The 919-nt window shown below is 43.0% G+C and carries 1 protein-coding gene; it reads right to left on the bottom strand.

Annotated elements, in window-relative coordinates; translation table 11 throughout:
• Window positions 1-919, bottom strand: a 919-nt coding sequence (locus BN200_RS08380) for an autotransporter outer membrane beta-barrel domain-containing protein (RefSeq protein WP_019222116.1), incomplete at both ends; no start/stop codon positions are given.

Below are 919 nucleotides of genomic sequence, written 5' to 3'. Positions count from 1 at the left end.
CGTATTCCACCAGAGAAATTAAGTCCAGATATACCAGCCTTTTGCAGCTTGTGTTGGTAAGTGACATCCGCATGAAGGGCAAAATTATGAGAGAGTTGGGCATTAACACCAAAACCACCTTCAACGGAAGCTCCCATAGAATCGAGATGGAAAGCATCCCCAATCTGTATTGTGCTGTTGTCACCAAAAGCTTTCATCAGATTCACTTTACCGTAGAAAGACGTGGTAGAACCTTTTTCAACAGAAGATATCGTTTGTGTCAAACGCCCCCCAACACGGAGCAGCCATTGATGAGGATTGCCCATATCTACGTTAAAGCCATCAACATCTGAGAGGGTGCTAAATGTAAGGTGCTGATAAACAAGTTGCGCTTGTGGCTCAAACAGCAATCCTTTTGTATCGGTTGTTAGTTTATGTCCAATGGTAGCGGAGGCACTTAGTGTACTCGAGCCATCCAATTCTGCAGTGTTCCCAATGAGAGCGTTGGTGATATTTCCCTTCAGAGTTCCGTAAGAGAACAGTGCATTGGCATACACGCCACTGTTATGTTGAACATTCCCATATGCAGCCAGTGACCATTTGTCGAGTGTACTCTTATCAGCACCTGCCATTCCTTTTGGGGTGAAAGCTAGCTTTCCGTATATTCCTAAAAGACCAAAATTTGCGGTGATGTTTTGATTTTCTATTGCGGCTAATGCAGCACCTGCTTGCACGGCAGTATATTGAATATCAGCTCCATAGCCATAGTGTAATGGACTGCGGTTAGAGGATAATGTGATTTTGTTGCCATAGGAAGATAAGAAGATCGCACCCCTTTTATTAATTTTTTTATGATCCTTTGCTTCAAAGAGTGCTGCACGTATATTATCTAACAGGGTGTTCTGACTATTGATATCAGCAATTCCAGCTGAGAATAGAG

The sequence above is a fragment of the Bartonella senegalensis OS02 genome (assembly GCF_000312545.1).
In the GTDB taxonomy this organism is placed as follows: domain Bacteria; phylum Pseudomonadota; class Alphaproteobacteria; order Rhizobiales; family Rhizobiaceae; genus Bartonella; species Bartonella senegalensis.
The sequence above is the reverse complement of the archived record's forward strand: the minus strand, read 5'-3'. Positions and strand labels throughout refer to the sequence as shown.